This is a genomic window from Ensifer aridi (genome assembly GCF_002078505.1).
Classification (GTDB): domain Bacteria; phylum Pseudomonadota; class Alphaproteobacteria; order Rhizobiales; family Rhizobiaceae; genus Sinorhizobium; species Sinorhizobium aridi.
On sequence record NZ_LUAV01000004.1, the window covers coordinates 541,049 to 567,952 of the forward strand.

At 62.8% G+C, this 26,904-nt stretch carries 21 protein-coding genes; 13 read left to right on the forward strand and 8 right to left on the reverse strand.

The genetic code is table 11. The annotated features are described in order from the left end of the window. Window positions 1-40: 40 nt before the first annotated feature. The 4 genes from speB to AYK65_RS06275 form a co-directional block, all read right to left on the reverse strand. Window positions 41-997 carry an agmatinase gene (gene speB / locus AYK65_RS06260; RefSeq protein WP_046118311.1) on the reverse strand — a complete coding sequence of 319 codons (957 nt, stop codon included), beginning with the start codon at window positions 995-997 and terminating at the stop codon, window positions 41-43. 155 nt (window positions 998-1,152) lie between these two features. Beyond that, window positions 1,153-1,620 carry a 30S ribosomal protein S9 gene (gene rpsI, locus AYK65_RS06265; RefSeq protein ID WP_018239369.1) on the reverse strand — a complete coding sequence of 156 codons (468 nt, stop codon included), beginning with the start codon at window positions 1,618-1,620 and terminating at the stop codon, window positions 1,153-1,155. A 2-nt stretch (window positions 1,621-1,622) separates the two neighbouring features. Then, window positions 1,623-2,087, reverse strand: coding sequence for a 50S ribosomal protein L13 (rplM, locus tag AYK65_RS06270; protein ID WP_081158079.1), 465 nt, complete (start codon window positions 2,085-2,087; stop codon window positions 1,623-1,625). A 217-nt stretch (window positions 2,088-2,304) separates the two neighbouring features. Continuing rightward, window positions 2,305-2,736, reverse strand: a complete 432-nt coding sequence (locus tag AYK65_RS06275) for a PaaI family thioesterase (RefSeq protein ID WP_081158053.1) — start codon at window positions 2,734-2,736, stop codon at window positions 2,305-2,307. A gap of 148 nt (window positions 2,737-2,884) precedes the next feature. Between AYK65_RS06275 and AYK65_RS06280 the strand changes: the two genes are divergently transcribed. Beyond that, window positions 2,885-3,706: an enoyl-CoA hydratase gene (locus AYK65_RS06280; RefSeq protein WP_081158054.1), complete on the forward strand. Its 822-nt coding sequence runs from the start codon at window positions 2,885-2,887 to the stop codon at window positions 3,704-3,706. 2 nt (window positions 3,707-3,708) lie between these two features. Here AYK65_RS06280 and AYK65_RS06285 read toward each other — a convergent pair whose 3' ends face one another. Next, a complete protein-coding gene (locus AYK65_RS06285) occupies window positions 3,709-4,545 on the reverse strand; it encodes a DMT family transporter (RefSeq protein ID WP_081158081.1) in 837 nt (278 codons plus the stop codon). A gap of 204 nt (window positions 4,546-4,749) precedes the next feature. On the opposite strand from AYK65_RS06285, the gene AYK65_RS06290 reads away from it, so the two are divergent. The 3 genes from AYK65_RS06290 to AYK65_RS06300 are packed head-to-tail and all read left to right on the forward strand — an operon-like array spanning window position 4,750 to window position 6,869. Beyond that, a complete protein-coding gene (locus AYK65_RS06290) occupies window positions 4,750-5,178 on the forward strand; it encodes a CoA-binding protein (RefSeq protein ID WP_081158080.1) in 429 nt (142 codons plus the stop codon). 26 nt (window positions 5,179-5,204) lie between these two features. Next, window positions 5,205-6,485, forward strand: a complete 1,281-nt coding sequence (locus tag AYK65_RS06295) for an O-acetylhomoserine aminocarboxypropyltransferase (RefSeq protein WP_081158055.1) — start codon at window positions 5,205-5,207, stop codon at window positions 6,483-6,485. Between the two features lie 39 nt (window positions 6,486-6,524). Continuing rightward, on the forward strand, window positions 6,525-6,869 hold the full coding sequence (locus tag AYK65_RS06300) for a cupin domain-containing protein (protein WP_026612533.1): 345 nt from the start codon (window positions 6,525-6,527) through the stop codon (window positions 6,867-6,869). A gap of 15 nt (window positions 6,870-6,884) precedes the next feature. On the opposite strand, the gene AYK65_RS06305 is transcribed toward AYK65_RS06300, so the two are convergent. Continuing rightward, window positions 6,885-8,132 carry a cytochrome P450 gene (locus AYK65_RS06305; protein ID WP_081158056.1) on the reverse strand — a complete coding sequence of 416 codons (1,248 nt, stop codon included), beginning with the start codon at window positions 8,130-8,132 and terminating at the stop codon, window positions 6,885-6,887. A gap of 181 nt (window positions 8,133-8,313) precedes the next feature. Between AYK65_RS06305 and AYK65_RS06310 the strand changes: the two genes are divergently transcribed. The 7 genes from AYK65_RS06310 to AYK65_RS06340 all read left to right on the forward strand — a co-directional run bounded on the left by AYK65_RS06310 (window position 8,314) and on the right by AYK65_RS06340 (window position 19,168). Beyond that, entirely contained in the window at window positions 8,314-9,171 is an 858-nt protein-coding gene (locus tag AYK65_RS06310; RefSeq protein ID WP_026612531.1) for an endonuclease/exonuclease/phosphatase family protein, read from the forward strand. An 18-nt stretch (window positions 9,172-9,189) separates the two neighbouring features. Next, entirely contained in the window at window positions 9,190-10,749 is a 1,560-nt protein-coding gene (locus AYK65_RS06315) for a phospholipase D family protein (RefSeq protein ID WP_026612530.1), read from the forward strand. Window positions 10,750-11,146: 397 nt separating this feature from the next. After that, window positions 11,147-11,779, forward strand: a complete 633-nt coding sequence (gene clpP, locus AYK65_RS06320) for an ATP-dependent Clp endopeptidase proteolytic subunit ClpP (RefSeq protein WP_026612529.1) — start codon at window positions 11,147-11,149, stop codon at window positions 11,777-11,779. 292 nt (window positions 11,780-12,071) lie between these two features. Continuing rightward, complete coding sequence (gene clpX, locus AYK65_RS06325) at window positions 12,072-13,349, forward strand: ATP-dependent Clp protease ATP-binding subunit ClpX (RefSeq protein WP_026612528.1); 1,278 nt, start codon at window positions 12,072-12,074, stop codon at window positions 13,347-13,349. A gap of 411 nt (window positions 13,350-13,760) precedes the next feature. After that, window positions 13,761-16,178: an endopeptidase La gene (gene lon / locus AYK65_RS06330; RefSeq protein ID WP_026612527.1), complete on the forward strand. Its 2,418-nt coding sequence runs from the start codon at window positions 13,761-13,763 to the stop codon at window positions 16,176-16,178. Between the two features lie 221 nt (window positions 16,179-16,399). After that, the gene (gene hupB, locus AYK65_RS06335) at window positions 16,400-16,672 is read left to right on the forward strand and encodes a DNA-binding protein HupB (RefSeq protein ID WP_026612526.1); all 273 of its coding nucleotides are present in this window, start codon (window positions 16,400-16,402) and stop codon (window positions 16,670-16,672) included. 300 nt (window positions 16,673-16,972) lie between these two features. Beyond that, on the forward strand, window positions 16,973-19,168 hold the full coding sequence (locus AYK65_RS06340; RefSeq protein WP_081158082.1) for an esterase-like activity of phytase family protein: 2,196 nt from the start codon (window positions 16,973-16,975) through the stop codon (window positions 19,166-19,168). An 83-nt stretch (window positions 19,169-19,251) separates the two neighbouring features. Here AYK65_RS06340 and AYK65_RS06345 read toward each other — a convergent pair whose 3' ends face one another. Continuing rightward, window positions 19,252-19,725 carry a MarR family winged helix-turn-helix transcriptional regulator gene (locus tag AYK65_RS06345; RefSeq protein ID WP_026612524.1) on the reverse strand — a complete coding sequence of 158 codons (474 nt, stop codon included), beginning with the start codon at window positions 19,723-19,725 and terminating at the stop codon, window positions 19,252-19,254. 250 nt (window positions 19,726-19,975) lie between these two features. Then, window positions 19,976-21,808 (reverse strand): HAMP domain-containing methyl-accepting chemotaxis protein, encoded by a 1,833-nt coding sequence (locus AYK65_RS06350; RefSeq protein WP_034884985.1) that lies wholly within the window; start codon window positions 21,806-21,808, stop codon window positions 19,976-19,978. Between the two features lie 326 nt (window positions 21,809-22,134). Between AYK65_RS06350 and AYK65_RS06355 the strand changes: the two genes are divergently transcribed. Both AYK65_RS06355 and AYK65_RS06360 read left to right on the forward strand, forming a co-directional pair. Further along, entirely contained in the window at window positions 22,135-23,409 is a 1,275-nt protein-coding gene (locus AYK65_RS06355) for a metallophosphoesterase family protein (RefSeq protein WP_046118306.1), read from the forward strand. Then, complete coding sequence (locus AYK65_RS06360; RefSeq protein WP_081158057.1) at window positions 23,409-26,870, forward strand: ATP-binding protein; 3,462 nt, start codon at window positions 23,409-23,411, stop codon at window positions 26,868-26,870. Before AYK65_RS06355 ends, AYK65_RS06360 begins: the two co-directional genes overlap by 1 nt. Window positions 26,871-26,904: the final 34 nt, after the last annotated feature.

The following is a 26,904-nucleotide window of genomic DNA, read 5'->3' on the forward strand; positions in this document are numbered from 1 at the left end:
ATAGAATTGAATCAATTTCTTGAGCGTGCGGCCGCCGGAATCAGCCTCGTCTCTCCGCCAGCCACTCGGCACGCAGGCCCAGCATATACATGGCGATGGTGGAGCCAGCAATGGCGGTCAGATCCGCGTGGTCATAGGCAGGCGCCACCTCGACGACGTCGCTTCCCGCGATGTGAAGCGCCCCGAGTCTGCGCAGGACCGAAAGGATCTTCGCGCTGGAGGGACCGCCGGCGACCGGCGTGCCGGTACCGGGCGCATAGGCGGGGTCGAGGCAGTCGATATCGAAGGTCAGATAGGCCGGGTGGCTGCCGACATGGCGGACAATCGTGTCGGCGATCTCCTCGGCTCGCATCTCCTCCACCTCGTGGCCGCAGACGATCCGGATGCCGCAATCCTCCGGCGCATGCGTGCGGATGCCGATCTGGATCGAACGCTCCACGTCAATCAGCCCCTCACGGGCGGCGCGGCCGACGAAGGAGCCATGGTCGATGCGACCTTTCTCGTCCGGCCAGGTGTCCTGGTGGGCGTCGAATTGGACGAGGGCGAGGGGGCCATGCAACTCTGCATGCGCCTTGAGGATCGGATAGGTGACGAAGTGGTCGCCGCCGAGCGTCAGCAGATAGGCGCCTGATTTCAGGATTTTCGCCGCCTCGCGCTCGATCGTGGCCGGCGTCTTCGCATGGTTGCCGTAGTCGAGCAGGCAGTCGCCATAATCGATCGTCGCCATATCGGCGAAGAGATCGCGCTGGAAGGGATATTGCGGATCGTTGTCGAAGATCGCCGATGCGCGGCGGATCGCTTGCGGGCCGAAGCGCGCGCCGGGTCGGTTCGAAGTGGCGGCATCGAAGGGAATCCCCCAGACGACCGTATCCACGCCTTTGAGCTGCTTGGTGTATTTCCGCCGCATGAAGGAAAGGATGCCGGCATGCGTCGGATCGGAAGCCGCCGACGTCAGTGATTTCGCAGTGATCGCGTGGTCGATTGTCTTGTTTGCCATGCCGTTCTCCCGTCAGATGGACGGGACGTTGGCCAACCGACGTCCGCAAGGCAAGAGCGTGCCCGCAAAATCATGTGCATGGGCGCGCGGCATGCATGCCCATGAAAAAAGGCCGGGACATGCCCGGCCTTGAAAGTGCAGTCTCTGCGAGGCAGTTAGCGCTTCGAGAACTGGAACGAGCGGCGTGCCTTTGCACGACCGTACTTCTTGCGCTCGACCACGCGGCTATCGCGGGTGAGAAAGCCACCACGCTTCAGAACGGAGCGCAGGCCCGGTTCGAAGTAGGTGAGGGCCTTGGCAATGCCGTGACGAACGGCACCGGCCTGGCCGGAAAGCCCGCCGCCGGCAACGGTTGCGTCGACGTCGAACTGGCCGTCGCGAGCGGCAGCGACGATCGGCTGCTGCAGGATCATCTGCAGGACCGGACGAGCGAAGTAAGCCGAGAAGGGCTTGCCGTTGACGGTGATCTTGCCGGAGCCGGCCTTGACCCAAACGCGGGCGACGGCGTCTTTGCGCTTGCCGGTCGCGTAGGAGCGGCCCTGCGCGTCGACCTTCTTGACGTGAACCGGAGCGGCCGGTTCCGCGGTCGTGGCGATATCCTTGAGAGCGGAAAGGTCAGCCATTATCAGGCGCTCCTTGTGTTCTTGCTGTTCAGCTTGGCGACGTCGAGGACGGCCGGCTGCTGTGCTTCATGCGGGTGGTTGGAGCCTGCGTAGACGCGCAGGTTCTTCATCTGGCGGCGGCCGAGCGGGCCACGGGGAACCATGCGCTCAACGGCCTTCTCGATGACGCGCTCCGGGAAGCGGCCTTCGATGATCTGGCGAGCAGTGCGCTCCTTGATGCCACCCGGATAGCCGGTGTGCCAGTAGTACTTCTTGTCGGTGTACTTCTTGCCGGTGAGGACGGCCTTCTCCGCATTGATGACGATAACGTTGTCGCCGTCGTCGACATGGGGCGTGAAGGTGGCTTTATGCTTGCCGCGAAGGCGGTTTGCGATGATGGAAGCGAGGCGACCGACAACGAGGCCTTCGGCGTCGATGAGGATCCACTTCTTCTCCACCTCTGCAGGCTTCTGAACGAAGGTTGCCATATCTAAACTCTTTCGTTGGACCCGGAAGCGAGCCGGGCGTTTCTTGTTGCTTGCATTGACCTTGATGAGGCCAAAAAAGAAGGCGGCCCGAGGGACCGCGATCTGCGGGAGCTTATACGGAAGCACGAAAGCAAGGTCAAGAGCGATGCTTCGCACCGCGTGAAAGAACGCCCTGAAGAATCAACGGCTTAGCTATGTGGTTCCCTGATACCACAATTTAGCGCGGCGGAATCGAATAGGTCGCGGTGGCATGAGCGACCAATTCATGGCCGCCGACGGCCGTTATCGAGGCGTCGAGAACGGCAAGTCGCTTGCCGAGCTTCAAGATGCGGCAGGTACATTCGAGCGGCTCCGGCTCGGGCTTGCGAAGGAAATTGATGTTGAGGCTGGTCGTGACCGCGAGCGCGACCGGACCGATATGCGCGATCAGCGCGATATAGGCGGAGACGTCCGCAAGTGCGAACAATGTCGGCCCTGAGACGGTACCGCCCGGCCGGATGTGCCGTTCGTTCGGATCGAGCCGCATCGTCGCGAAGCCCGGCCCGGCCTCCGTCACGGCGAAGATCTTGCCGTCCGTATGGACTTGCGGAAAATCGGTGTCGAGGAAGCGGTTGAGCTCCTCGACGGTCATGATCGGCTGCAAGTTCATCGTCCCCTCCATTTCTGCTGCGCCCCGTTACAGGACGCCCATGCCGATCATGCAAGCCGGAAAATGGTCTTACGGCGCGAATGCGCGGGGTTGAAAGACCTGTGAGGGCGTCGTACCACGACCTCATCTCGAAAAAGGAGAGAAGGCAATGGCGGATGTCGTTTCGTTCAGGAAGGAAGAGCCGGGCGGTCTGCTGCTACGCGAAGCGAAGGGCCCGGTCCTACGGCTGACGCTCAATAATCCTCCCGCCAACGTCCTTTCGATCGCGCTGATGGAAGCGCTGCTGACGGCGCTTGATGAAGCGGCCACCTCCAAGGAGATCAAGGTCGTCGTGATCGCGGCAACGGGCAAGCTCTTCTCCGCGGGCCATGATTTGAAGGAAATGACTCAACACCGCGCGGACGCCGGTGGGGGAAGGGCCTTCTTCGAGCGCACGATACGTCTTGCCGCCGACATCATGCTGAAAATCAGCAAGTTGCCGCAGGCTGTGATCGCGGAGATTGACGGTCTTGCGACGGCGGCTGGCTGCCAGTTGGTGGCAAGCTGCGATCTTGCGATCTGCACCGACACCTCGACCTTCTGCACGCCCGGCGTGAATATCGGTCTCTTCTGTTCGACGCCGATGGTGGCGCTCTCGCGTGCGGCACACCGTAAGCAGGCGATGGAAATGCTGCTGACGGGCGAGACGATCGACGCCGGGACCGCAAAGGAATTCGGCCTCGTCAACCGCATCGTGCCACAGCAATATCTGCGCCAGGTGGTCGACAAATATGCCTCCGTCATCGCCTCGAAATCGCCGCAGGCGCTGAAGATCGGCAAGGAGGCCTTCTATCGGCAGGCCGAGATGCCTCTGGCCGAGGCCTACGACTTCGCGGTAGGCGTGATGGTTGAGAACATGCTCGCTCGCGATGCCGAGGAAGGCATCGGCGCCTTTCTCGGCAAGCGCATGCCGGAGTGGAAGGAAGAGTAGGCTCAAGCCAGTCTCAAGAGCAGGGCGCCGAGCGCGATGACACAGGCTGCAATCGCTCGCCATATACTGACGCGCTCCTTCAGAAACACCGCGGAGATGACGACGGCGAAGAGGATCGAGGTCTCGCGCAGCGCCGCGACGGTTGCGACTGGGGCCTTGGTCATCGCCCAGAGCGCCAGGCCATAGGCGGCGAGCGAACCACCGCCGCCGATCAGCCCACGCCACCAGTTATGCACCACGTGCCTGAGCACCGGCTTCACGCCGCGACGGAGGAAGGCCCACGCGAAGAGAAGAACGGCCGGCAGCGGTGCCATCCATAGCGTGTAGGAGATGGGGTTGCCGGAAACCCGCGCACCGATGCCGTCGACATGGGTATAGCTCGCGATCACGCAGGCGTTGAGCAGCGCCAGCATGATCGCGTGCTTGCCGCCGTTGCGGGATTCGAAGGCGAGCGTCAGCACGCCCGCGGAGATCGTCAGGATGCCGGCCAGAGCTCCGCCGCTCAGTTCTTCGCCAATGACAAGCCTGCTCGTCGCCGCGACGATGAGCGGGGCGACGCCGCGCATCAAGGGGTAGACAAGGCCGATGTCGCCTGCGCGATAGGAGGCGGCGACCAATTGGAAATAGGCGAACTGGAACAGTGCCGAAACGAGGATATAGGGCCAGGCCTCGGGCCTGGGCAAAGGCAGCAAAGGGAGAAAGGGGAACGCCACCACCGCCGCCCCGAGCGCCACCATAGCCGCGTCGAGGGATTTTTCCGAGCCGGACTTGACGAGTGCATTCCAGGTCGCGTGCAGAAGCGCTCCGAGGAGCACGAGCGCAATGACGTCGAGTGGCAAGATGAACCTCTGCGGGATGTTCTTGAGGGCGCATCGGTTGTGGCGCTGCGCTGCCGGAAATGCAATCGGATTCATCCGGTCGGTCTCTGGTCGCGACGGACGGCAACGAAACGGTGCAAATGCGGGGCGGAAGTGGGTGTCTTAGTTGACTTGCCGCCGCACCACGCCAACTATCCGTGCGTGACAACGATGCGGATGGCCAGCATGAACCACGACGCCTACTCGGATTACTATCTCGCCGACATCCTGCGCGAGACGAAGACCATTGCGCTTGTTGGCGCCTCGCCGAAGCCCGAGCGCCCGAGCCACCGCGTCATGGCTTTCCTGTTGCGCAAGGGCTACCGCGTCATTCCGGTTAATCCCGGCCATGCCGGTCGCACCATTCTCGATCAGCCGGTGGTGGCGCGCCTTGCCGACATCAATGAGCCGATCGATATGGTCGATGTCTTTCGCGCCGCCCATGCGCTACCGGCGCTCGTCGACGAGATCCTGGCGTTGCCGTCGCTGCCCAAAGTGATCTGGGGGCAGTTGTCCGTCCGCGACGACGGAGCTGCGGCCCGAGCCGAGGCAGCAGGCATCAAGGTCGTCATGGATCGCTGCCCGGCGATCGAATATCCGCGCTTGATCGGCTGATCGCTCGGGGAAGGGGAGACGCAACTATGAAAGCCGGCCCCGGTTTCAGCACGCTCGCCGTCCATGCCGGAGCCCAGCCCGACCCGGCAACGGGCGCGCGGGCGACGCCGATTTACCAGACGACGAGCTTCGTCTTCAACGACACCGATCATGCCGCCGCGCTCTTCGGCCTGCAGCAGTTCGGCAATATCTACACCCGCATCATGAACCCGACACAGGCGGTGCTCGAAGAGCGGCTCGCAGCGCTGGAGGGCGGAACGGCCGCGCTTGCGGTTTCTTCGGGCCACGCCGCCCAACTTCTCGCCTTCCACACGATCATGAGCCCGGGCGACAATTTCGTCGCCGCCAAGCAGCTTTACGGCGGCTCGGTCAACCAGTTCGGCCAGGCATTCAAGTCCTTCGACTGGCAGGTCCGCTGGGCGGATTCGTCCGATCCGGCAAGCTTCGAGGCGCGGATCGACGAACGCACCAAAGCGATCTTCATCGAGAGCCTGGCCAACCCGGGCGGCACCTTCGTCGATATCGCAGCGATCGCCGAGGTTTCGCGCCGGCACGGGCTGCCGCTTATCGTCGACAACACGATGGCGACGCCCTATCTCGTGCGGCCGCTGGAGCACGGTGCCGATATCGTCGTGCATTCGCTGACCAAATTCATCGGTGGCCACGGCAATTCCATGGGCGGCATCATCGTCGACGGCGGCACCTTCGACTGGTCGAAATCCGGCAGGTACCCGCTTTTGTCCGAGCCGCGGCCGGAATATGCCGGCGCCGTGCTGCACCAGGCCTTCGGAAACTTCGCTTTCGCGGTCGCCGCGCGGGTGTTGGGCCTGAGAGATTTCGGGCCGGCGATCTCGCCCTTCAATGCGTTCCTGATCCAGACGGGCGTCGAGACCCTGCCGCTCAGGATGCAACGCCACTGCGATAATGCGCTCGCCGTCGCCAAATGGCTGAAGGACCAGGAAAAAGTATCCTGGGTCCGCTATGCCGGCCTCGAAGACGACCCCAACAACGCGTTGCAGAGGCGCTATTCGCCGAAAGGGGCAGGAGCCGTCTTCACCTTCGGGCTCGCGGGCGGGTACGAGGCGGGTAAGCGCTTCGTCGAAGCATTGGAAATGTTCTCCCATCTCGCCAATATCGGCGACACCCGCTCGCTCGTCATCCATCCGGCTTCCACCACCCACCGGCAGCTCACGCCCGAACAGCAGGTTGCAGCGGGTGCAGGGCCGGACGTCATCCGTCTCTCTATCGGCATCGAGGATGTCGCCGACATCATTACCGATCTCGATCAGGCGCTGGCGAAGGTCTAGCGAGCCCCCGGTCGAGCTGTCCGCCACAAAGAGGTGCTCATGAGCCACATGCTGAAATTCGACCCTAATTCGGTCGAGGCCGAGATCGGCGCGCCGGCACCCGACCGGCTGATTTCCGGAGCGCCTGAGTTCCGTACCTGGAATTTCGAAGAGGCCCCCGGCGGCCTCTATGCCGGCATATGGGAGGCAACGCCCGGAAAGTGGCGGGTCGCCTATGACGAGTGGGAGTATTTCCACATCCTCGCCGGCCATTCGATCCTGACCGGAGACGGCGAGGAGCCCATTCACCTGAAGGCCGGCGACAGCATGGTCCTGAGACCGGGCTTCAAGGGAACGTGGGAAGTCATTGAAACGACCCGCAAGGACTACGTCATCCGGCTTTGACGCCGTGTTGGCGGCTTACCAGACGAGATCCAGCCGCTCCAGACCATGGAAGTGGAAGCTGTCCTTGACGGGAGGCTCGTCCTTGAGCCGCATTCCCGGCAGTCGCTGGAAGAGGATCGGCAGCGAAATCTGGAGCTCGAGCCGCGCGAGCGGCGCGCCGATGCAGAAATGCAGGCCAGCACCGAACGAAACGTTGGCACCTTCATTGCGATCCGGCTTGAACGTGTCGGGTGCGGAAAATTTGCGGGGATCGACGTTTGCAGCGCCCAGCATTAGGCCGATCTTGTCACCCTTCTTGAGAGTGATGTCTTGTTCAAGCTTGATGTCCGATAGCGCATAGCGCTGGAAGATGTGCAAGGGCGCGGCGAACCGCAGGCATTCTTCGACCGTGCGCTCCGTCGTTTCCGCGCTTGCAAAGAGTTCGGCGGGGGAGAAGCCGGATTGCAGGATCGCGCGCACGGCATTGCCGATCTGATGGACCGTCGCCTCATGGCCGGCATTCAGAAGCAGCACCGTTGTCGAGATCAATTCGGCATCCGACAGCCGCTCGCCGTCTTTCTCGGAGGTGATCATGTGCGTGAGAAGATCGTCCGCCGGGTTGGCGCGCTTCTCGGTGATGGCGCCTTTCAGGTAATCCGCGAACTCTGCCGAGGCCTGATTGGCGTCGAGTTCCGTCTCGAAGCTCGGGTTAAAGACATACATCTTCACCATGCGGTGCGACCAGTCGAGAAGGCGCGGTGTCGCCTCGACCGGAATGCCGAGCATGCGCGCGATGACGGTGACCGGGATCGTCTCGGCATAGGTCTTCAGCAGTTCGACCTCGCGGTCCCCCTCGAAACTGTCGATGACCGCGTGCGAGAGCGCCTCGATATCGGGCCGGAGCTGCTCGATCTGCCGGGAAACGAAGGCACGGTTGACGAGCGTACGCAGCCGCGTATGCGCCGGCGGCTCCAATTCGAGCAGCGAGTGCGCCTCCAGAGCGTCGAAATCCTTGAGATGTGCCTTCGGCTCGGGCATGCCGAGCTCTTCGCGTGTCGCCACATGCAGGATCTGGCGGCCGAAGCGGCGGTCGCGCAAAAGGCCGTTCACCTGATCATAGCCCGCAAAATACCATTGCTGCCGCTCCTCCCAGAAGAAGGCGGGACACTCAGCATGGAGCGCTGCATAGACCGGAAGCGGATTGCGGAAGAAATCCGGATCGCGAACGTCGAGAGAGACGCGTCGGGCGGGGCCGTTGATGCTGATGCCGGGAACTGCGGACATGGTGGCGACTCTTGGGATGCGTGCGGGCTCATATTCGCAAGACATCTCTATTGCGCCGGGCGCGGTTGCGGCAAGAGCAAACGGAGGGCACTTGCGAAAGCACCAAGACGCGGCACGCCGACTTTTTCAGTGGCACCGGTCGACTTATTTAAGCATGATGCGGCAACGAACAGGGAGCGGCATGGCAAAGGCGCAAGGTAGTTTATCCGCAGGCATCATCGCGGCAATCCGCAAGCGGCGGCCGATCGTCGTCAATCGCGAGGCGGCCGTGAGCCGCGGCGATATCGTGATCGCTTCTTATAACATCCACAAATGCGTAGGTACCGACGGGCGCTTCGATCCCGGGCGAACGGCCCAGGTCATCAGCGAGATCGGAGCGGACATCGTCGCCCTCCAGGAGGCCGATCAGCGCTTCGGCGAACGCGCCGGCCTTCTCGATCTGGAGCACCTGCGCCGCGACGCACATCTCGTGTCGGTTCCGATTGCCCCATTTTCCGAGAAAGGTCATGGCTGGCACGGCAATGTCCTGCTGCTCCGAGAAGGGGCGGTCTCCGATGTGCGACAGTTGAAATTGCCCGGCGTCGAGCCGCGTGGCGCCCTGGTCGTCGATCTCGACCTCAAGGCAGGGCCGTTGCGGATAATCGCCGCGCATCTGGGCCTGCTGCGCCACTCCCGTGCGCGGCAGGCTGAAACGCTCCTGAAGGCCACGGCGGATGGTGCCGGCCGGCCGACGCTTCTCATCGGCGATCTCAACGAATGGCGCATGGGCAAGCGCTCATCGCTCAAGTTCCTGAGCCCCACATTCGACCCGTCGCACGCAGCGGTCGCGAGCTTCCCGTCGCGTTTTCCGCTGCTGCCGCTCGACCGCGTGCTCGGCAACCCGCATCATCTCGTGACTTCCGTGTCGGTGCACGATACGCCGCTGGCGCGCGTGGCTTCGGACCATCTGCCGGTCAAGGCCTCGATCGACCTCAAGGCCGCCCAACAGGACGCCAGTGACGGTGACCGTACCGGCTTGATCGGCGCGGAGCCGGTGTAACGCCCGAGGGTGCCTGTCATGTGGTCCTGGATTGCACTCTTCCTTGCGATCCTCTTCGCCCTGTTCCTCGTCGCGGTCCTTTACGTCTACGGCTGGTTCGGACGCCGACCGAAGACCGATCCGTCTTTCGCACGTCCGGTCGGTGAAGAAAGGACCGGCATCGACGAGGATCTCGGACCGTTTTTCCCGGCCCGCAGCGAAGAGAGCGCCGTCGCGCTCATATCCGACAATATCGAGGCTTTTGTCGCGCGGGCCCATTCTGCTCGCCGGGCCGGTCGCAGCCTCGACCTGCAATATTATTATTGGAAGGACGATCTGACCGGCTTTCTGTTGACGCGTGAGGTCCTCCGCGCTGCCGATCGCGGCGTGCGCGTCCGATTGCTGCTCGACGACATCAACGCCGGCATTCACGACCGTCTGTGCATCTCCCTCGACGCGCACCCGAATGTCAATGTGCGCCTTTTCAATCCGAGCCGGGCGCGGACCGATCGTTTCCGCCGCGGCTTCGAGATGGCGATCCGCGCCTTCAGTGCGACGCGCCGAATGCACAACAAGCTGTGGTTGGCCGACAGCCGCCTGGCGATCGCCGGCGGTCGCAATATCGGCGACGCATATTTCGACGCTGCCGAGCAGTCGAACTTTCGCGACCTCGACGTCTGGATGGCAGGACCTGTCGTCGATCAGGCGACGGCGATGTTCGATCTCTATTGGAACAGCGCGTCGGTTCTGCCGATCGCGGCGCTGAGGACCCCACGCAAGCACTACCTGCCGGCGCTGCGCGAAGCGCTTGACGGGGTGGCGCGCACCGCTGCCGGCCGTTTCTACCTGGAAAGGGTTGATGAAGTGGCGGCGCAGAAGGGGCCTTATTGGGGCAGCCGTCCCCTTCATCGCAGCGCCGAGCTGCGCGTGGCTTTCGACCCGCCGGAAAAGGCTTTGATGCAGAAACGGCAGAATTGGCTGTTGCGTGAGCTCTTCCCCCTGATCAACGCCGCAAGACACGATCTGCGCATCATCTCGCCCTATTTCATCCCGGGCGCCGAGGGGACGCGCGAACTGGCGCTGCTCGGGAACAAGGGTGCGAAAGTGGCAGTGCTGACGAATTCGCTTGCCGCAACCGACGTCGCGGCTGTGCATGGCGGCTACATGAAATATCGCAAGGGCCTGCTGCGTGCCGGCGTGGAGCTCTACGAGCTCAAGGAGCGCGGCGATTTCATCGAACGCCATCGGATATCGCTCTTCGGCGCGCGAAGCGCGAGCCTGCACACCAAGGCCTTCGTCGTCGACGGCCTGACTGGCTATGTCGGTTCGATGAATTTCGATCCGCGTTCCGCTTCGCTCAACACGGAGATGGGGATTATCTTTTCCGATCAAGCGCTCGCCGCGGAGCTTCAATCGATATTCCATGACGAGACATTGCCGGAGAGAAGCTATCGCCTGGTTTTGGAGGGGGGCAAGCCTGTCTGGCGCGACCGGACGAACGGAACGACCCGGGTGCTGCGCCGCGAACCCGACGCGGGCATCCTGCGCCGGCTGATCGCCGGGGCGATCCGCTTCCTGCCGCTTGAGTCACAGCTTTGACATTTGCGGCTTTGCGCTGCCGCTGCTCTTCACCTGAACCGCTCTCCGGTTACGCGGAGACAGCGCCGGCAGGCGGTTGAGGGGCGGACAACGGCGATCAGAGTTTCGGTACCGCATCAAAGCGCCCCGGAATTCACGGTCCGTTTACCGACGATACGCGAATGCCTGTGAGCAAGACGGCAGGCTGGGCGCCCGAAGGGGCCGGAACCCAAAAAAATGTTCTATCGAATGACGAGGCGAGCCGTAAAAATCCTTGGCCCCGCGGCCTGCGGCCATTAAAGCATTATCGAATGCTGGCGACTTGAAGTGAAGGGCATTGACACTCTATGTAAGGTCTGAGGCTAAACCGATGATTCCGGTCCGCGAAGGGATTGCGGGCGATTGATGAAGGTTCGATATGAGAAATCCAGTTGATACGGCCATGGCTCTGGTGCCGATGGTTGTTGAGCAGACCAACCGCGGCGAACGGTCCTACGACATCTATTCGCGGCTGCTCAAGGAGCGCATCATCTTCCTTACGGGTCCCGTCGAAGATCACATGGCGACGCTCGTCTGCGCGCAATTGCTGTTCCTCGAGGCGGAAAATCCGAAGAAGGAAATCGCACTCTACATCAACTCACCAGGTGGCGTCGTGACGGCCGGCATGGCGATCTACGACACGATGCAGTTCATCAAGCCCGCGGTTTCGACGCTCTGCATCGGTCAGGCCGCATCCATGGGTTCGCTGCTGCTTGCGGCCGGCCACAAGGACATGCGTTTCGCAACGCCCAATTCCCGCATCATGGTGCACCAACCGTCCGGCGGCTTCCAGGGCCAGGCTTCCGATATCGAGCGGCATGCGAGGGACATCCTCAAGATGAAGCGTCGGTTGAACGAGGTCTACGTCAAGCACTGCGGCCGCACTTATGAAGAGGTCGAGCAGACGCTTGACCGCGATCATTTCATGAGCGCCGACGAAGCTCTGGACTGGGGCCTGATCGACAAGGTGATCACCTCGCGCGATGCCGTAGAGGCCGCCTCACAGGGTTGAAATCGAGCATTTGTGTCACCACAGATGTAATTGTGACACATTTGTAAGAGCCAAGGGGCTTTATCGGAAGGGCAAAGCCGTTAATATGAATCCTTAATGCCGTGTTTGAATCTTGAGAGCATGGCATTCGGATTTCGGCGGGAGAGTCGTTGCGGCCGAAGTCGGGCCCATGCGCCTGACGCGGTGAGTACTCCCAAGAACCTTGCGCTGTGCCGGGGGCCTTTGCGCAAGGCGAACTGAGTGGTCCGCGATATCTTTCCGAAGGTGTCCGGCGTGCTGGAAGGAAATGGAAATGAGCAAGGTCAGCGGTAGCAACGGCGGTGACTCGAAGAATACCCTCTATTGTTCGTTCTGCGGCAAGAGCCAGCATGAAGTTCGCAAGCTGATTGCCGGACCGACCGTGTTCATCTGCGATGAATGCGTCGAACTCTGCATGGACATCATCCGCGAGGAGAACAAGACCTCTATGGTCAAGTCTCGCGATGGCGTTCCGACCCCGCAGGAGATCATCAAGGTCCTCGACGAATACGTCATCGGCCAGCAGCAGGCCAAGCGCATCCTGTCCGTTGCCGTGCACAACCATTACAAGCGGCTTGCCCATGCGGCGAAAAGCAGCGACGTCGAACTCGCGAAGTCGAACATCATGCTGGTCGGGCCGACAGGCTGCGGCAAGACCTATCTGGCGCAGACGCTCGCTCGCATCATCGACGTTCCCTTCACCATGGCCGACGCGACGACGCTGACGGAAGCGGGCTATGTCGGCGAGGACGTCGAAAACATCATCCTGAAGCTTCTCCAGGCGGCCGACTACAATGTCGAGCGCGCTCAGCGCGGCATCGTCTATATCGACGAGGTCGACAAGATTTCCCGCAAGTCGGATAACCCGTCGATCACCCGCGACGTTTCCGGCGAGGGCGTGCAGCAGGCCCTACTGAAGATCATGGAAGGCACCGTCGCCTCTGTGCCGCCGCAGGGCGGCCGCAAGCACCCACAGCAGGAATTCCTGCAGGTCGACACGACGAACATCCTCTTCATCTGCGGTGGTGCGTTCGCCGGCCTCGACAAGATCATCTCTGCTCGCGGCGAGAAGACGTCGATCGGCTTCGGCGCAACCGTCCGCGCTCCGGAAGACCGTCGGGTCGGCGAGGTGCTGCGCGACCTCGAGCCGGAGGATCTGGTCAAGTTCGGGTTGATCCCCGAATTCATCGGCCGCCTGCCGGTTCTCGCGACGCTTGAAGATCTGGATGAAGACGCTTTGATCCAGATCCTCTCGGAGCCGAAGAACGCGCTGGTCAAGCAGTATCAACGCCTGTTCGAGATGGAAGACGTCGAACTGACCTTCCACGAAGACGCGCTGCGCGAGATCGCCCGCCGGGCCATCGTCCGCAAGACCGGCGCGCGCGGCCTGCGTTCGATCATGGAAAAGATCCTGCTCGACACCATGTTTGAGCTGCCGACGCTCGAAGGCGTCCGCGAGGTCGTCATTTCGGATGAGGTGGTCAAGGGGACGGCGCGTCCGCTCTACATCTACTCGGAGCGTTCCGAGGAGAAGACCAACGTCTCGGCCTAAATCGGCTGGTCGCTCACGATAGTTTGAAAAGCCCGCCATGTGCGGGCTTTTTTGTGCGCATATACCCTGGTCGAGGAAGTCGCTGTCGGAGCGAGCCCCGTCGGCTTCGATTCCTGGCGAGTTTGAGTGGTTTTCGGTTCAAAATCACTGTGATCTCGCGAATCGATTGTTGCTAAAGTGCCGCGACGACGCGATGATGCGACGATTCAATGAAAGCCGGGCTGGCCCTCGGTCGTAAGGTCCGCGACAGCATCTCAGCGTAGGCATCGGAATATCCATGAAGGCGGAGGTTGCGCCTTACCTTGAAAAGGCCTCTCTTGCACTCCACTTTCATGTACGAAATGTGACAGCCGGGAGTGCCGCTGAGGCTCCCGGGAACGGGCCCGAAAATCGGGACGGAAAGGAAATGATATGACGAACAAAACGTCTCCGGCGACTGAAAGCGCGACCTATCCGGTTCTGCCGCTGCGTGACATCGTGGTTTTCCCGCATATGATCGTGCCGCTCTTCGTCGGCCGGGAGAAGTCGATCCGCGCCCTTGAAGAGGTCATGGGTACCGACAAGCAGATTATGCTTGCGACCCAGATCAACGCCACTGACGACGATCCGGAAGCCTCCGCCATCTATAAGGTCGGCACGATTGCGAACGTGCTGCAACTGCTGAAGCTCCCCGACGGGACCGTCAAGGTTCTGGTCGAAGGCCGCGCGCGCGCCGAGATCGAGCGCTATACGCCGCGCGACGATTTCTATGAGGCGGCCGCCCATGCGCTGCGCGAGCCCGACGAAGATCCGGTCGAGATCGAAGCGCTGAGCCGCTCGGTCGTCTCCGAATTCGAAAGCTATGTGAAGCTTAACAAGAAGATTTCGCCGGAAGTCGTCGGCGTCGCGAGCCAGATCGAAGACTATTCGAAGCTCGCCGATACCGTCGCATCCCATCTGTCGATCAAGATCGTCGAGAAGCAGGAAATGCTGGAAACGACGAGCGTGAAGATGCGTCTTGAAAAGGCGCTCGGCTTCATGGAAGGCGAGATCTCGGTCCTGCAGGTGGAAAAGCGCATCCGCTCGCGCGTTAAGCGCCAGATGGAGAAGACCCAGCGCGAGTACTACCTCAATGAGCAGATGAAGGCGATCCAGAAGGAGCTGGGCGACAGCGAGGACGGCCGCGACGAGATGGCCGAGATCGAGGAGCGCATCGCCAAGACGAAGCTCTCCAAGGAAGCTCGTGAAAAGGCCGATGCGGAGCTGAAGAAGCTGCGCCAGATGAGCCCGATGTCGGCGGAGGCGACGGTCGTTCGCAACTATCTCGATTGGCTCCTGGGCCTGCCCTGGGGCAAGAAATCGAAGATCAAGACCGATCTCAACCATGCCGAGAAGGTGCTCGACGCCGATCACTTCGGTCTTGACAAGGTCAAGGAACGTATTGTCGAATATCTCGCCGTGCAGGCACGCTCCACGAAGATCAAGGGCCCCATCCTGTGCCTTGTCGGACCTCCGGGCGTCGGCAAGACCTCGCTCGCGAAGTCGATCGCCAAGGCGACCGGCCGCGAATATATTCGCATGGCGCTCGGCGGCGTGCGCGACGAGGCGGAGATCCGCGGTCACCGCAGGACCTATATCGGCTCCATGCCGGGCAAGATCGTTCAATCGATGAAGAAGGCAAAAAGGGCCAATCCGCTGTTCCTGCTCGACGAGGTCGACAAGATGGGGCAGGACTTCCGCGGCGATCCGTCTTCGGCGCTTCTGGAAGTGCTCGATCCGGAACAGAACTCGACCTTCATGGATCACTATCTCGAGGTCGAATACGACCTGTCGAACGTGATGTTCATCACCACGGCAAACACGCTCAACATTCCGGCACCGCTGATGGACCGCATGGAAGTGATCCGCATCGCCGGTTACACCGAAGAGGAAAAACTGGAGATCGCCAAGCGGCATCTGTTGCCGAAGGCGATCCGCGACCATGCGCTGCAGCCGAACGAGTTCTCCGTGACGGACGGGGCGCTGATGGCGGTCATCCAGACCTATACGCGTGAAGCGGGCGTTCGCAACTTTGAACGTGAGTTGATGAAGCTTGCGCGCAAGGCTGTGACCGAGATCCTCAAAGGCAAGACGAAGAAGGTCGAAGTGACGGCCGAGAACGTGCACGACTATCTCGGCGTGCCGCGCTTCCGCCATGGCGAAGCCGAGCGCGACGACCAGGTAGGCGTGGTCACGGGCCTCGCCTGGACCGAGGTCGGCGGCGAGCTGCTGACGATCGAAGGCGTGATGATGCCCGGCAAGGGCCGCATGACGGTCACCGGCAACCTGCGCGACGTGATGAAGGAATCGATTTCGGCAGCGGCATCCTATGTCCGGTCGCGCGCGATCGATTTCGGGATCGAGCCACCGCTGTTCGACAAGCGCGACATTCACGTCCACGTACCTGAGGGCGCAACCCCGAAGGATGGTCCGTCCGCGGGTGTCGCCATGGCAACGGCTATCGTTTCGGTCATGACCGGCATTCCGATCTCCAAGGACGTGGCGATGACCGGGGAAATCACCCTGCGTGGTCGCGTCCTGCCGATTGGCGGTCTCAAGGAGAAGCTGCTGGCGGCTCTGCGTGGCGGCATCAAGAAGGTGCTGATCCCCGAGGAGAACGCCAAGGACCTCGCCGATATTCCGGACAACGTGAAGAACAGCCTCGAGATCATCCCGGTCTCGCGGATGGGCGAGGTGCTCGAACACGCTTTGACGCGGCGTCCTGAGCCGATCGAATGGGATCCGGCCAGCCAGCCGGCCATGCCGGCGGTTGATTCGCAGGACGAAGCGGGGGCATCGATCGCGCACTAAAGGGAAGCGCAAAGGGCCGCGACTGTGGCCCGCTTGCGCCCCTCAAGCAGAAAAACAAGGAAGACCGGCCTTTTGCCGGTCTTTTTTGTTGTAAAAGCGTGCTGCACGCCTTGCATTCCAAGGGATTAGGCGCAATTGGGGATGGCAAGACGTGGGTGACGCGCAAGCGACCCCGGCTTAAGAAGACAGTCGTTTCGAACCAGTGTGAAAGGGGTGGAAACATGAACAAAAATGAGCTCGTGACTGCCGTTGCCGAAAAGGCCGGACTCTCGAAGGCTGATGCGTCCTCTGCAGTTGATGCAGTTTTTGAGACCATCCAGAGCGAACTGAAGAACGGTGGCGACATTCGCCTCGTCGGCTTCGGCAACTTCTCCGTTACCCGCCGTGAAGCCAGCAAGGGCCGCAACCCGTCGACGGGCGCGGAAGTTGACATCCCGGCGCGCAACGTGCCGAAGTTTACCGCCGGCAAGGGCCTTAAGGACGCCGTCAACTAATAGGACGTTTCAGCGGAAAGGCTGCCGAACGGCATTCTCCATTTGCCGGTCCTTAGCAACGGCCGTCCGCGATTAGGTTCATGTTCCATCTGCCGCGACGTCGCTTCCGAGCGAGGGTCTTAGGCAGGTTGATTGAGGCCCGGTTCACCGGGCCTCTTTTCGTTTCAACCTCCGCTGTCATCCCGCTGTTACAGGACGGTTGCAAAAGCCTCCCGTCCGGCCCCGGCCGCCGCCGATTCCGGATGTCAGCGCGGCGCGAGAAAGCGCGGTCGGCGCATGTGCCGCGACAAGGAGGGACAGATGAAAGCATTTTCGATCATCACAGCATTGGCCGCGGCTCTTGCCGCATCGACGGCATCCGCCGTCCAGGCCGAACAGGTATTCAACCGGATCGCATCCTTTGCCGTCGCCGACAACCTGCCTGCGGGAGCCGACCGGAAGGCACCGACATCGGCCGAGATCATCACCTCGAGTGAAGACGGCAATACGCTCATCTATACCGACAGCCCTGGCAAGCGCATCGGCTTCATCGATATTACCGACGCCAAGGCGCCGAAGGCGAGTGGCACCGTCTCCTTCGAAGGCGAGCCGACCTCCGTCGCGGTCGCCGGCGCAAAGGCCCTCGTCGCCGTCAATACGCGCGAAAGCTTCACCAAACCATCGGGCCTCCTCGCAGTCGTCGACGTTGCGGCGAAAAAAGTGGAGGCGACCTGTGATCTCGGCGGTCAACCGGATTCGGTAGCCCTGAACAAGGACCGGACGCTTGCCGCAGTCGCGATCGAGAACGAGCGCGACGAGGACGTCGAGGACGGAAAGATCCCGCAGATGCCGGCCGGCGATCTCGTCATCCTGTCGCTGAAGAACGGTGTCGCCGATTGCACGACGATCAAGCATGTGGCGCTGACCGGTCTCGCCGAGATCGCGGGTGACGATCCGGAGCCGGAATTCGTCGCCTTCAACGGCAAGGACGAAATCGCGCTGACGCTGCAGGAGAATAACCACATCGTCATCATCGACGGTAAATCCGCGACCGTGAAGACGCATTTCTCCGCCGGCACCGTCGACCTGAAGAACATCGATGCCAAGCGGGATGGCGCCATCTCCTTCACGGGCGAGCAGCCTGGCCGCAAGCGCGAACCGGATGCGGTGAAGTGGCTCGACGACAATCGTCTGCTCGTCGCCAACGAGGGTGACTACGAAGGCGGTGCGCGCGGTTTCACGATCTTCGATGCGACCGGCAAGGTCCTCTTCGAGTCCGGCGCGGGCTTCGAACATGCGATCGCAGCCATCGGCCACTATCCGGAGAAGAGGTCGTCGGCCAAGGGCGTCGAACCGGAGGGCCTCGAAGCGGCCCGTTTCGGCGACGACAACCTCTTCTTTGTGCTCTCCGAGCGCGCCTCGATCGTCGGCGTCTACAAGGATACCGGCGCTCAACCCGAACTCCTCCAGCTTCTGCCGTCCGGCATTTCGCCCGAGGGCGCGGTCGCCATTCCCAGCCGCAATTTGTTTGCGACCGCCAATGAGGTGGATCTCGTTGAGGACGGTGGAGCGCGGGCACATGTGATGATCTACGAACGGGCAGAAGGGCAGGCCGCCTATCCGCAGATTCGCTCGTCGGAAAAGGACGGCACGCCGATCGGTTTCGGCGCGCTTTCCGGCCTTGCTGCGGTCATGGACAAGCCGGGTTTCCTGCGCGCTGTCAGCGACTCCGTCTTCTCCTCGCAGCCGACGATCTTCACGATCGACGCCACCCAGACCCCGGCGCTGATCACGGAGGCGCTGCGGATCACCCGCGACGGTGCTCCCGCCCAGAAGCTCGACATCGAAGGCGTCGCCAATGACGGCGAGGGCGGCTTCTGGCTCGCTTCCGAGGGCAATTCGGACAAGCTTTACAGCCATGCGCTCTTTCATGTGAACAAGAAGGGCGAGATCAAGAAGGAGATCGCCTTGCCGGCGGAGTTGCGTGCGAACGAAATCCGCTACGGTTTCGAAGGTATCGCGACCGTGGGCGAGGGGGATGACCAGGTCCTCTGGATGGCTGTCCAGCGCGAATGGAAGGACGACGAGAAAGGCTTCGTCAAGCTCGTCTCCTACAAGCCGGCAACCGAGGAGTGGGGTGCGGTGCGCTATCCGCTCGACAAGTCGGAAGAAGGCTGGGTCGGCCTTTCGGAAATCTCCGTCCATGGCGACTATGCCTATATCATCGAGCGCGACAATCTGATCGGCGAGGCAGCCAGGCTGAAGAAGCTCTATCGCGTTCCTCTCGCCGATCTGAAGCCCGCCAAGCTCGGCAGCGAGTTGCCGGTCGTCCGCAAGGAAGAGGTGCGCGATCTCATTGCCGATCTGAAGGCGCTGAACGGTTATGTCGTCGACAAGGTCGAGGGCTTCGCAGTTGACGCCGCCGGCAATGGTTATGTCGTCACGGACAATGACGGCGTCGACGATTCCTCCGGCGAAACCCTGTTCTTCTCCATCGGTGCCATCGACGCGATGTAAGCGTCGAGGCCGGGAGAAAGCGGAAAAGGCCGGAGCATGACGCCCCGGCCTCTTCTCTTTCTGCGGAGGTGATGCGCGCGGCTCTATCGCGCGGAGGCGATCTCTGCCTCTTCCGCTTCTTCCTTGCGTTTGCGGATCTCGTCGGTCTTTTCGACGAGCTTGCTGACGATATCGTAGAGCTGGTCGAGCTGCTCGTCGTCGAGCGCTGAGAAGATTTCCTCCAGGAGCTGTTTGCGTGGGTGTTCCGCCGCTTCGAGGACGGCCCGTCCGGTCTCGGTGATGGAGACGATCTTTGCGCGGCGATCCTCCGGGTCGGGTTTGCGCATCACCAGGCGGTCGCGTTCCAGCCCGTCGATCGCCTCGGTCACCGTTCGCGGCGCAAAGTTCAGCGCACAGGCGATATCCGTGGAGCGACAGGGGCCGAGTTTGCTCAGGAAGAAGAGAAACTTGCTCCGGGCAAGCGAGACGCCTTCCTCCGTCATGGATTCGTTAACCAGCCGATGAACGCGATGGTAGAGCTCGAACAGCTTGTCGGAAACTTCGAATGTCTTCTTCATGACCACCATGGCGATATTTTGAGGTGCCATGTCAAATGGCAGTTACCCTATTGATAGTTACAATTGCGACATTTGTCGACAAGAACCTCCTAATTCTTAAGGCTGATGCCGCAGCGCCACGCGACTCACCAGCCGCAAGAGGATGCAGTCGCAAAAAGAAACGGCCCTCGGTTGAGAGGGTCGTTTGGCTTGCAGCGCAAGGATTGCAGCCGCTCCGCCGCTGTAGCGGGATCAGGAAAAGTGTGCGGGTTTAGGCGGCGTAGCGCGATCCTACCGGCCCAAAGCCGTGGTTCGAGGTCTCGGCCAGGGCGAAGCGGTCGATCAGGTCGCGCAGGCGGCCCGCTTCTTGCGCCAGGGTCGCGCTTGCCGCGTTGGCTTCCTCCACCATCGCGGCGTTCTGCTGCGTGACCTGGTCCATCTGGTTGACCGCGACGTTCACTTCCGAGAGGCCCGCCGCCTGCTCCTGTGCCGAAACCGCAATGGCGTCCATGTGCTCGTTGATCGTCACGATCAGGCCTTCGATGGTGCGAAGCGCCTCGCCGGCCTCGCGCACGAGCTTGACGCCGCTTTCGACCTCGACGGCCGAGTTGCGGATCAACTCCTTGATCTCCTTGGCCGCGTTGGCCGAACGCTGCGCGAGCTCGCGCACTTCCTGCGCGACGACCGCGAAGCCCTTGCCGGCATCGCCCGCACGCGCCGCCTCGACCCCCGCATTGAGCGCGAGGAGGTTCGTCTGGAAGGCGATCTCGTCGATGACGCCGATGATGTTGGATATCTGACTGGAGGAGTGCTCGATCCGCCCCATGGCTTCGATCGCGCCGGCGACGATGGCGCCGGACTTATGTGCGCTTTCGTTTGCCTGGCTCGCGATCGCGCGCGCCTCATTGGTGCGCTTCGAGGAATTGGCAACGTTGACGGTGATCTCATCGAGCGCGGCCGCGGTTTCCTCGAGTGAAGCTGCCTGCTGTTCGGTACGCCGCGAGAGGTCGTCCGCGCTGTGGCTGACCTCGCGGGCACCGCTGTCGATGCTGCCGGAGCTTTGCGAAACGGCCGCCAGCGTGTCGGCGAGCTGGGCGACGGCCTGGTTGAGGTCGTGCCGCAGCTGTTCGAAATCGGGCGCAAAAGGCTCGTCGAGCTGGAAGGCCAAATCGCCGGAAGCAAGTCGCCGCAGCCCGCTTGCAAGGCCGGCCGTCGCCGCCTGGAGCCGCCGCTGCGCCGCGGCCTCGGCCTCTTCGGTCAGGCGCTGGCGTTGCGCCTCGGCTTCGGCGTGCTGGGCGCGGGCCTCCTCCTCGAGTTTGAGATTGGTGATCGCCCCCTGGCGGAAGACCTCGACCGCGCGCGCCATTTCGCCGATCTCGTCCTTGCGGGTGCCGTAAGGAATGGCGCTCGCCGTGTCGCCCTCGGCGAGGCGCGCCATTGAGTGGGTGATGACCTGGATCGGGCGCGCTATCCCGCGCACGGCGTAGATGATCGCGCCGAGGACGATCACGGCGGCAAAGCCGATCACCGTCATCTCGACCGCCATGACCCGGCTGTGCGTGGCAGCACTGGCGGCGACGGCTGCGTCCGCTCCGGCAAGGTTGAGCGCGCGCAGCTCCTCGAGCGCCGCATCGACCTTCTCTCCGGCTTCCCGCATCTCGACCTTGAAAACGCTCTGCGCCTTCATGTTCTCCAGATTGTTGGAGAGGTTCAGCATGCGGTCAGCGACCGAGAGATAATCTTTATAGGCCGCTCGCACCTTGTCGAGCATCGCCCTGTCGGCGTCGGAAGTGGCGAGGCCCGCATATTCTTCGGAGAGCTTGTCGAAATCGCCGACGGTCTCGCCGATGACCTTTTCTGCCGCCTTTTTTTCGAAAGGCGTGAGCGAGATCAGATGCCGCGCGAAGGCCATCCGCGTGTCCGAGAGCTGCGTCTCGAGTGCGCGCGCCAGCGAGACGCGCGGCAGCCAACTCGTGGCGATCTCGGTGGTCCGTTCGTTCAGCATTCGGGTGCCGTTCATCGACGACAGCGCCAGCGCGGCGACGATCACCGTCACCAGAGAGAAGAGGGCGATCAGCGTGTGCGATATCTTGAGGCGCGACATGGATAACTCCGGAATGACGACCGTCGGCGAAGGTCGGTGCAAGATGTTCTCCGGCTCTTGATCGTCATGAGAGAGCGGATGCTCGAGCAGGAATCATTCCGGTGCTAGAGATGCACTAGGCACTTCCGGGCGAAAGTTAAACGAGCAAGACGTTACGAAACCGCTAATCGACGGGAACGGCACGGATAGGCGATCAGTGCAGGGCCGTTTTCTTGGGCTTTGTTTGGAGAACACTTGAAAGCAGCGGGCTTGCCGCCTGTGTACAGGCGCGGTTTGCCCCACGCACTCGCATTGACGAGGGACGCGGCGCCGGGTCATGGTCGGCCATGCCCTTCCGATTTGTTCATACCGCAGACCTTCATCTCGATTCACCTTTGCGCAGCCTCGCGCTCCGAAACCCGGAGCTTGCCAGCCTTGTGCGCAGCGCCACCCGTAACGCGCTCGTGCGCATTGTCGATCTGTGCATTGCCGAAAACGTCGACGCGCTGTTGATCGCCGGCGATCTCTATGACGGCAGCCAAACCTCCATGAACACGGCGCTCTTCCTTGCAGGCGAGCTCCGCCGCCTTGACGAGGCCGGCATCCGCACCTTCATCATTCGAGGCAATCACGACGCCCAATCGCAAGTGACGCGCGAACTCACGCTGCCGCCCTCCGTCCACGTCTTCTCCGGCCGCAGCAGGACGGTGCTGGCAAAGACCCTGGAGAACGGCAGAACGGTCCATATTCACGGCGTGAGCTTTGCCGACACGCACGCGCCGGAAAGTCTGCTGCCCCACTTCCATGCGCCGGTCGCCGACGGAATCAACATCGGCATGTTGCATACGAGCCTTTCCGGCTCCGCCGCACATGACCCCTATGCTCCCTGCAGCATCGCCGATCTTCAGCGGCATGGCTTCGACTATTGGGCTCTCGGCCATGTCCATCAGCGGCAGGTGCATAGCGAAAAGCCCTCCATCGTCATGCCCGGCATGCCGCAGGGCCGCGACATCAACGAAATGGGCATGAAGGGCGTTACCATCGTCACGATCGACGATCACGGGCAGGTGGTGCTGGAAGAGCGGGCGACAAGCACCGCCGCTTTCGAACGGCTTTCCGTCGACGTAACGGGAGCCGCTGATTGGCGCGATATGCTGGACGCGGTGAGCCGGGAGATCGCTCGCCTTCGCAAGCGACTGCCTGCCGACAATCTGATCCTGCGGTTGACGCTGACGGGAAGAACCCCGCTTGCCTGGCGCCTACGGCGCGACGCCGATCTCCTGGAAACGGAAATGGCCAACATTGCGGCCGGGCTCGGCGGATGCTGGATCGAGAAGGTCGAGGTGCAGTGCCGGGCGGCAGGGGATGCAGGACATCCCTCGGCCGACCCGGTGGTCGAATTGGCGGCGCTCGTCGACGACGTGTTGTCCTCCTTCGGTTTCCGCGCAGAGGTGAAGGGCGTCGCGGAGGAACTGCTGCAGCAATTGCCGCCCGAACTGCGGCAGGTATTGGCGGTCGACGAGGAAGCGCTGGAGAGTCTGGCGCTGAACGCCGGGCTGGCGGGGAGCGCGGATGTGCTCGCGCATCTCCACGGTCGCACGGTCGCCGAGGCCATCGACTGATGCGACTTCAACGACTGGATCTCGTCCGCTACGGCAAGTTCACCGAGCGGAGCCTCGATTTCGGCGAGGCGAAGCCGGGTGCGCCTGATTTTCACCTCGTTTACGGTCCGAACGAAGCCGGGAAGTCGACCCTGTTCTCAGGCTTCCTCGATCTGCTCTTCGGGATCGAGCGTTCGAGCCCCTACGGATTCCTGCATCCCTACCAGACGATGCGAATCGGCGGCGTCCTGGAAGCCGGCGGCCATCGCCACCGCGCCTATCGTATAAAGCGCAACGCCAACAGCCTCGTCGGCTCCGACGAGCAGCCGCTGCCGGACAATCTCTTTTCCGCGGCTCTCGGCTCAGTCGATCGGGAGACGTATCGCATGATGTTCTCGCTCGACGACGACAGCATCGAGGAGGGCGGGGAAGCGATCCTGCAGAGCGAGGGGGAACTTGGTTCGCTGCTCTTTTCCGCAAGCTCCGGCTTGCCGGATAGCGGCGCCGTTCTCGCGAGCCTGCGTGCGGATGCGGATGCCTTCTTCCGTCCGCAGGGGCGAAAGCACCGGCTTGCCGAGTTGAAGGCAGAACTCGACGCGCTCAAAGCGGAGCGCAGCGCGATTGACGTGAATGCGCGCGAATACGCCTCCCTGCGCAAGGCGCTGATGTCTGCGCGCGAACGCTACGAAACGGCGGCAGGAACACGGGCGGAGCTGCGTGTCGCCAGGGACTTGGCGCGCGTAAAGCTCCATGCTCTGCCGATCCTCAAGCGGCTTTCCGACGCCGGAGACGAATTCGCGAAACGACGTCCGTTGCCGGTGCCGTCAGCGGAGTGGCAGAGCGAGCTGCCGATGCTTCGCAAGCGGGAGGCGGAAATCGCGGCGCGGCTGGCGCAACTGAACGAGGAACTCGACCGGCGCCGCGACGAGCTGGCGGGAATGCCGCAGGACGGGGAGGCGCTGGCGCTCGCCGAACGGTTCGGGGCGCTCCGCGACGCCGCACTCGACGCACGCTATCTCACGGCCGCACGTGACATGCCGGCTCGCCTCGAAGAGCTGGCAAGGACATCCGCCGAGATCGACGCCTGCCTTGCCCGCCTGGACGAGGAGGGCAACTCCGATCCCGCCACGCTCCTCCTGCCGACCGCGCGTGCCGCCCGGCTGCAGGAGCTTGTGCGCCGGCACGCAAGCCTGTCGGAGAGGCTAGCCGCGGCACGCGAGGAAACCGAGAGCGCGAAACGGGATCGCGAGGAGGCCGAGCGCGACGCCGCCCGGCTGAAGGAAGGAACGGGCGAACCCGCTCTTCTCGCGAACCGCTTGCATTACCTGCGCCAGAGCGACTGCCTTATTCGTCAGCAGGCAGCGGCCAAAGAGATCGATCGGCTGGAAGCGATGCTCTCGGATAAGCTCGAGGCGCTGCGACCCTTTGAAGGCACTTTGGACGATCTGGCGGCGCTTGCCGTCCCGGCGCCGGGCGTGGTGGATGCATGGCGGGCGGAGGAAGCTGCACTTGCGGAACGGCGGTTACGGCTCGACGACCGGACCGCCGACGAAGACGAGCGCCAAGCCGGAGACGAGGCGCGGCTCGCCGCGCTTGCGGCCAATGGCGGCGCCATCGATGACGCGACCGCGAGCGAACTCCGGCGGCGCCGGGATCTTGCCTGGCAAAGGCACAGCTCCTGCCTCGACGAGGCGAGCGCGACGGCGTTCGTGGTGATACTGAAAGAGGACGACGCGGCTGCGGCACTGCGGCTGGAACAGGCGGAGCGCGTCGCCGAGATGCGTGGCCTGACGCTCGCCGTTTCCGAGCGGCGTGGCCGCCTGCGGATGCTGGAGGCGCAAAGAAGGGCGATCGGCGAGCGGCGGGAGCGGCTGGACACGACGATCGGCGCTGCCGCAAGCGCCTGCGGCTTACCTAGCGTGATCATGCTACCGCAACTGGAGGCTTGGCTCGCGACGCGCGCCGCCGCGCTCGAGCTGCGCGCAGATTTGCGTGCCGCGCTACGGGAGCGCGACAAGGCCGTTGCTGAAGAGAACGCGGCCGTCCGCGTTCTGCGCGAGGAACTGGTGCGGTTCGGCGCGAGCGACGCTTTGCCCGACGGTCTCGGTGCGTTGCTCTCCGCGGCCGAACATTTCGTCTCGCGCGCACAGGCGGCGTCCGCCGCCCGCAGTGCCGCCGCCGCGCGGTTCGGCCGCGCGTCGGAAGCGTTGGAAAGCCGTGAGGCGACGCTCGCTGCCGCGGAAGCCGCGATGGCCGCCTGGTGCGGCGAGTGGCGTGATGCCCTCGCCGGTACCTGGCTCGCCCGCCGGATCGAGCGGCCACTCCCGCAGGAAATAGGTCCGGTGCTCGCTTTGCTTCAGGACTTCGACAAGCTGATGCAGCGGAAGGGCGAACTCGACCATCGCATCGCCGCGATGCGAAGGGATCAGCAGGTTTTCGCGGAAGCCGTCGCGGGTCTTGGAGCGCAATTAGGCGAGGCACAGTGCGAGGATGTCCTCACCCTTTTCACCGCCATTCGCGATCGCATCACCGCTGCGCATCACATGGAAGAGCGCCGCCTCACGCTCCAAGGCAGCATCGAGCGAATGGAGGAGAGCCTGCAGTCGCTGCACGGCGAAGAGCGAATCCATGCCGCAGCCAAACGGGCGATCGTCGATTTCTTCGGCTGCGCGACGCTCGACGAGGCCGCTTCCTGCCTGGAGGCCGTCCAGGAGCAGGAACGGCTGCGGCGCCGGTGCGCCGAGCTCGAGAACGATCTGGTTACGCGCCTTGGCGTCGCCACGGCCGGGGAAGCCGAAGCCATGCTGGGCCCGATCGACGAAAAGGAGTTGAGCCTCGAGCTCGCTCGGCTGGACGAGGCGATCGATGCGGCCGACCGCGACGTCGGCGAGTCGCATGCGGAGGTCCGGAGCAAGGAGAAGGCGCTTGCCGAAGTGGAGGGGGGCGACCGCGTCGCCGAGCTCGAACAGCGGCGCCGCACGCTTCTTCTCGACGTCGAGATGAAGGCGATCGGCTATCTCCGGCTGCGGGCTGGCGTGATCGCCGCCGAGCAGGGGCTCAGGCTGTTTCGCGAACGTCACCGCAGCGCCATGATGCAGCGTGCTTCGCGGACATTCATGCACATCAGCGGCGGCGAATATTCCGGCCTGTCGACGCAAGCGGAGAAGGGTCAGGAATTTCTGATCGCGAACACGGCCGCGGGTGGATCGAAACTTGCCCGCGATCTTTCGAAAGGCACGCGTTTCCAGCTTTATCTCGCCCTCAGGATCGCCGGCTACCATGAAGTCGCCGCAACGCGGGAGGCGCTCCCGTTCATCGCCGACGATATCATGGAGACGTTCGACGACGGCCGCGCCGGCCGCGCCTTCGAGCTGATGGCGGACATGGCGCGCGTCGGCCAGGTGATCTATCTGACGCACCACGAGCATCTTTGTGATATCGCCCGGAGCGCCTGTCCGGCGGTGACGGTTCATAGACTTTGAGCTCGCTTGCCATTGCCCGCACCTTCGCGTGCTC

Excerpts from the sequence above, each read along its gene's own strand:
- AYK65_RS06290 (WP_081158080.1), top strand. The coding sequence starts at position 4,750 with ATGAACCACGACGCCTACTCGGATTACTATCTCGCCGACATCCTGCGC.
- AYK65_RS06315 (WP_026612530.1), top strand. The coding sequence starts at position 9,190 with ATGTGGTCCTGGATTGCACTCTTCCTTGCGATCCTCTTCGCCCTGTTC.
- AYK65_RS06360 (WP_081158057.1), top strand. The coding sequence starts at position 23,409 with ATGCGACTTCAACGACTGGATCTCGTCCGCTACGGCAAGTTCACCGAG.
- AYK65_RS06300 (WP_026612533.1), top strand. The coding sequence starts at position 6,525 with ATGAGCCACATGCTGAAATTCGACCCTAATTCGGTCGAGGCCGAGATC.
- speB (WP_046118311.1), bottom strand. The coding sequence starts at position 997 with ATGGCAAACAAGACAATCGACCACGCGATCACTGCGAAATCACTGACG.
- AYK65_RS06295 (WP_081158055.1), top strand. The coding sequence starts at position 5,205 with ATGAAAGCCGGCCCCGGTTTCAGCACGCTCGCCGTCCATGCCGGAGCC.
- clpX (WP_026612528.1), top strand. The coding sequence starts at position 12,072 with ATGAGCAAGGTCAGCGGTAGCAACGGCGGTGACTCGAAGAATACCCTC.
- AYK65_RS06340 (WP_081158082.1), top strand. The coding sequence starts at position 16,973 with ATGAAAGCATTTTCGATCATCACAGCATTGGCCGCGGCTCTTGCCGCA.
- AYK65_RS06280 (WP_081158054.1), top strand. The coding sequence starts at position 2,885 with ATGGCGGATGTCGTTTCGTTCAGGAAGGAAGAGCCGGGCGGTCTGCTG.
- AYK65_RS06345 (WP_026612524.1), bottom strand. The coding sequence starts at position 19,725 with ATGAAGAAGACATTCGAAGTTTCCGACAAGCTGTTCGAGCTCTACCAT.
- rplM (WP_081158079.1), bottom strand. The coding sequence starts at position 2,087 with ATGGCAACCTTCGTTCAGAAGCCTGCAGAGGTGGAGAAGAAGTGGATC.
- clpP (WP_026612529.1), top strand. The coding sequence starts at position 11,147 with ATGAGAAATCCAGTTGATACGGCCATGGCTCTGGTGCCGATGGTTGTT.
- AYK65_RS06355 (WP_046118306.1), top strand. The coding sequence starts at position 22,135 with ATGCCCTTCCGATTTGTTCATACCGCAGACCTTCATCTCGATTCACCT.
- AYK65_RS06310 (WP_026612531.1), top strand. The coding sequence starts at position 8,314 with ATGGCAAAGGCGCAAGGTAGTTTATCCGCAGGCATCATCGCGGCAATC.
- AYK65_RS06275 (WP_081158053.1), bottom strand. The coding sequence starts at position 2,736 with ATGAACTTGCAGCCGATCATGACCGTCGAGGAGCTCAACCGCTTCCTC.
- AYK65_RS06305 (WP_081158056.1), bottom strand. The coding sequence starts at position 8,132 with ATGTCCGCAGTTCCCGGCATCAGCATCAACGGCCCCGCCCGACGCGTC.
- hupB (WP_026612526.1), top strand. The coding sequence starts at position 16,400 with ATGAACAAAAATGAGCTCGTGACTGCCGTTGCCGAAAAGGCCGGACTC.
- AYK65_RS06350 (WP_034884985.1), bottom strand. The coding sequence starts at position 21,808 with ATGTCGCGCCTCAAGATATCGCACACGCTGATCGCCCTCTTCTCTCTG.
- lon (WP_026612527.1), top strand. The coding sequence starts at position 13,761 with ATGACGAACAAAACGTCTCCGGCGACTGAAAGCGCGACCTATCCGGTT.
- rpsI (WP_018239369.1), bottom strand. The coding sequence starts at position 1,620 with ATGGCTGACCTTTCCGCTCTCAAGGATATCGCCACGACCGCGGAACCG.